2 protein-coding genes are annotated in these 4,268 nt (G+C 56.0%); both read right to left on the reverse strand.

Annotated features, from left to right (window positions below):
• The coding region (gene ggt / locus ACIQ20_RS15980; RefSeq protein WP_395782063.1) for a gamma-glutamyltransferase at positions 1–1,662 on the reverse strand (1,662 nt) is incomplete at its 3' end.
• A 102-nt stretch (positions 1,663–1,764) separates the two neighbouring features.
• On the reverse strand, positions 1,765–4,268 hold a 2,504-nt coding region (locus ACIQ20_RS15985; RefSeq protein ID WP_395782065.1), incomplete at its 5' end, for a TonB-dependent receptor domain-containing protein.

Genomic DNA, 4,268 nt, shown 5'->3' on the forward strand with positions numbered 1-4,268 from the left:
CATGATTGATTGGGCACTGCCCATCGTCTCATCCGACGTCACCTTATGCCCCATGCGCTCAAGTAGGGCGACCGTGTCTGGATTAAAGTTTGGCTCCACCCGCAGCGTGTCGGTCCAACCCTGATAAATGCGTGGCTGGTGTGTCGCCTCGTCAATGTTCAACTTGAAATCGATCACATTGACGATGAGCTGGGTGACAGTGGTGATGATGGTACTGCCACCAGGCGTACCTACCACCAGCCAAGGCTTGCCATCCTTATAGGCAATCGTCGGCATCATGGTCGACAACATGCGCTTGCCCGGTGCCAGGGCGTTCAGGGGCGGCTTTGTGCCATTCTTTTGTGCCTCAAACGCCCCTTCATGGTCGAAGTTGTTCATCTGATTGTTCAGAAGAATGCCGGTGCCCTCGATCATAACACCAGAGCCAAAGTCCGCCCCCAAAGTATAGGTCGTGCTGACGACATTGCCTTGTGCATCTGCCACCGAGTAGTGCGTGGTTGATGGGCCTTCAAACCGTAACGGATCACCGACGTTTAGCTTTTTGACTTGAGAGGCCCGGCTTGGATCAATGCTCTTAGCCCGCTCTTGGCCATAAGCCTTAGAGATAAAGCCTTTTACCGGGGCTTTGACGAAGTCGGTGTCGCCCAGAACTTCTGTGCGATCAATATAGGCCCGCTTCATCGCTTCAGACATCACATGGAGCGAACGGGCAGACCCCGCGCCCGAAGCCTTGAGATCAAAATTCTCAAGAATATTGAGGATGTTGAGCAGGGTGGCCCCACCAGCACTTGCTGGAGGTGCCGTCACAATGTCGATGCCGCGATAGGTGCCGCGCAGGGGCTCTCGTTCAACGGGGCGATAGGCCGCAAGGTCAGCTTCGGTAATCAGGCCATTGTGACGGGCCATATCGGCAGCAAATTTCTGCGCGACGGGTCCTTTATAGAAGCCGTCTGCCCCGCGCTGTGCGATTTGGGTCAGGGTCCAAGCCAGATTGGGCTGCTTTAGGACTTCACCAGCGCGATAAAGACTGCCGTCTGGCTTGTAATAGGCGCGCTTGCCCGCGTCACTGGTCGACAGACGTTCCTTTGCCCATTCGAACACGAAGGCTTCGTCTGGCGTGATGGCGATCCCATCACGCGCCAGTGCAATGGCCGGGGCCACGACCGCTGACCAGGGCAGCTTGCCATGCTTTTGATGGGCCAGATAAAGGCCTGCGACCGTGCCAGGGACCGAAGGTGCCAGATAGCCCCTGCCCGCGATTGGGCTTTCTTTGCCTGCATTATCGATGAACATAGCCAAGGTCGCAGCTTTTGGTGCGACGGAGCGGAAGTCGATGAAGTGTTGCTTGCCGTTGGCTTGATCGTGGATCAACATAAATCCGTCACCGCCAATATTGCCTGCGCGCGGCAAGGTCACAGCCAAGGCGAAGCCAATTGCAACCGCCGCATCAACCGCATTACCGCCTTGAGCGATGACATCAGCCCCGACTTTGGAGGCGGTGGCATTTTGTGTGACCACCATGCCGGACTGGCCGACAACGGGTGAGTGGATGCTGGGATATTCAAGAAGCTGTTTGCGCTGGGCTTGAACGGGTGAGAATACCAGCGAGACTGAAACAACAGCCCCCAGAACCAAACGCATAAGGTTAGATGTTTGCTTCATCGCCGCTTCATTCCCGCTAAAATTCAACCCTTATTACCAAGACATCAAGGCCCCCTTCAAGCAATGCGTAAGAAAGAGGCCTCTGATGTGTTCAGACGAGTCTTAGAATTCCTTGGACAATTCCAAATAGAACATCCGACCAACAGCGTCATGCAAAGAACCCAAGAAGCCATAGTTTGAAGAGCTGCGCGGCGGCTTTTGGTCAAACGCATTGCGTGCACCAAAGCGGGCCCGATAGCCATCCTGACGGTATTGGACATAGGTATTGACGGTGGTCATGGAGTCCAACTGATAGTTTTGCCCATCGACCAGCAGGGTGCCGGTATCAAAGACTGGACCGACATAACTGACCAGCGCGCCGACACTGACGGGGCCTTTGCGCCAAGTCAGGTTCGCCGTGGCGCGCCATTCTGGATTGCCGTTGACCTGAATTTGGCTACCCGCTTGGGTGATCGACACACCGGTCCCAAACTTGCCCGCCGCATTTGCATCGATCAGTTCTTGTTGAACAGGCGAAGCGGACTGCTGGAACTCAGTCAATTTCGAACCCGCTAAGTCAATGCTGAAATTGCCATACTTTTTGGTCCTAAGATCATAGCTCAAGCCAATATCGATCCCTTCCAAGGAGCGGGGCCCGAGGTTGAAGTAATCGTCCTGCACAAAGGATAAGTCGCCAACTACTTGGGTCCCGACGGGGGCCAGACGCACGACGTTTGGATTGGACTTGCCACTTTGGCGCAACAACAGATCATAAAGGATCTGGTTCTGTGCGCCCTGGATCCCGATCACGCCATCGGACTTCAACGACCAAGAATCGACGGTAAGGGTCAGGCCCTTGATCGGCTGGAACACCAGACCGTAGGAGAAGTTCTCCGCATCTTCTGGCTTCAGCTTTTGATTGCCGGCCCGCACTTCCAGCGTGCTGACACCTGTACAGGTCGTGTTGTTCAGGCGGCAGGCTGCAAAGTCGGTCCGCGTGTTCGCGACTTGGGTGCCCGCGCTATAGAATTGCGCGAGGTTTGGTGCACGATAGCTTTGCGACCACGAACTGCGCAGCTTGATCGCATCAACAATTACCCAGCTGCCAGCAATCTTTGGCTTCACCACCTCGCCGAAATCTGAATAGCTTTCGCCCCGTGCCGCCAATTGCAAGTCGATCGACTTGATCAGCGGAACATTCATCTCTTCCGACACGACCGGCACGGAAAGCTCAGCAAACAAAGCGGAGACAGAGCGATCGGCCTTGACATCTGGTGATGGGCTCGCGCCCATGATGTCAGTGCCATAGGTGATGCCGCTAACAACATCGGTATAGGTGACGGTCCCATCCAGGCGGGCGTCGCGATTGTCTTGATAGGTCTCATTGCGCACTTCAACACCACCAGCAAAGCCGACAGACCCTGCGGGCAATTTAAACAATTCTGCCTTGGAGACCTTGAAGTCGATGGTGGCCAAGGACGTGGTGCCAATGCGATTGGCATTGACCAAGAAGGACTTGATCGTGTCTGGATTGCTGGGTGTCGCATCGCCAAAGGAATAGGCTGGCTGCGTCCCGCCATTGAAGGGGTTGTAGGCGTCTGGGGTGGATTTAGCCAAAGCCTGCTGGAACAAGGTGTTGCTGATGACGTTGCGGGTTTCGTCATCGGTACGGGCCCACGAATAGGTCACGGCCGATTCCCATTTGAAATCGCCCCAATCCCCGCGCAAGCCTGCTAGACCGCGCACCATGTCGTCAGTCACCACAAAGGTACGAGGACCAGCGTCGACTGGGCGATAGGTGGTGATGCGCAGCGCCAAGCCGGTTGTTGGTACACCGGTTAAATTGGCCAAACGGTTTGGATTGGCCACGCCATTGATCGTGGTAGCACCAAACGGGTTGTAGAAATTGGTGGCTGGGATAGAGATTACGGCACTTGAAATCGGGGCCGATTGCTCCCGCTTGCCTTCCAATTCAGCATGGTAATAGCCAAGCTCGGAGAAGAACTCCATCGAGCTGATATCTTTGGTGAAGGTACCAAATAGAGTAGCGCGGTCTAGCCCGCCGCGAATGCTGCGGTCTGGATTTTCGTCATAGCGCAAGACGCGGGAGTTTGCGCCGGTGATAGTGCCGCTGCGCAAGCACAGATTGCCATTGATAACGGTGCTGGAGCAACCGGCTGCAAAGTTATTGGTTGGCTCGACGTGGAACACGCCCGACGCCGTCAGCGCCGTGGTGCCCTGTCGCACAATGGTGGTTGTCGGAATGACCGTGAACGAACCCCAAGGCGAAGAGGTGGAGCGGTTGTCAAAGGACGTATCGCCCGCCCAAGGCGTACCAAACAGTGCCGCGCGATGATCTTCACTGGCGGAAAACGCCCGCTCGCTAGCCATTAAGGGCGTGCGGTGGGTGTAGCTGCCAAATACCATCAAGCGGCCGCCGCCTGGTGTTTCAAAGCCTGACTTGATCGCCGCCGTCGATTCCTCGGTGCCATCGGCAAAAGCATGACGCAAATCGGCGCGCACGCCCTTGTAGCGCTTGTCCAGCACCACATTGACGACGCCAGCCACCGCGTCTGCGCCGTAGATCGCCGCAGCACCATCGCGCAGCACTTCAATGCGGCTGATCG

The sequence above is a fragment of the Aquidulcibacter sp. genome (assembly GCF_044346625.1).
Classification (GTDB): Bacteria; Pseudomonadota; Alphaproteobacteria; order Caulobacterales; family Aquidulcibacteraceae; genus Aquidulcibacter.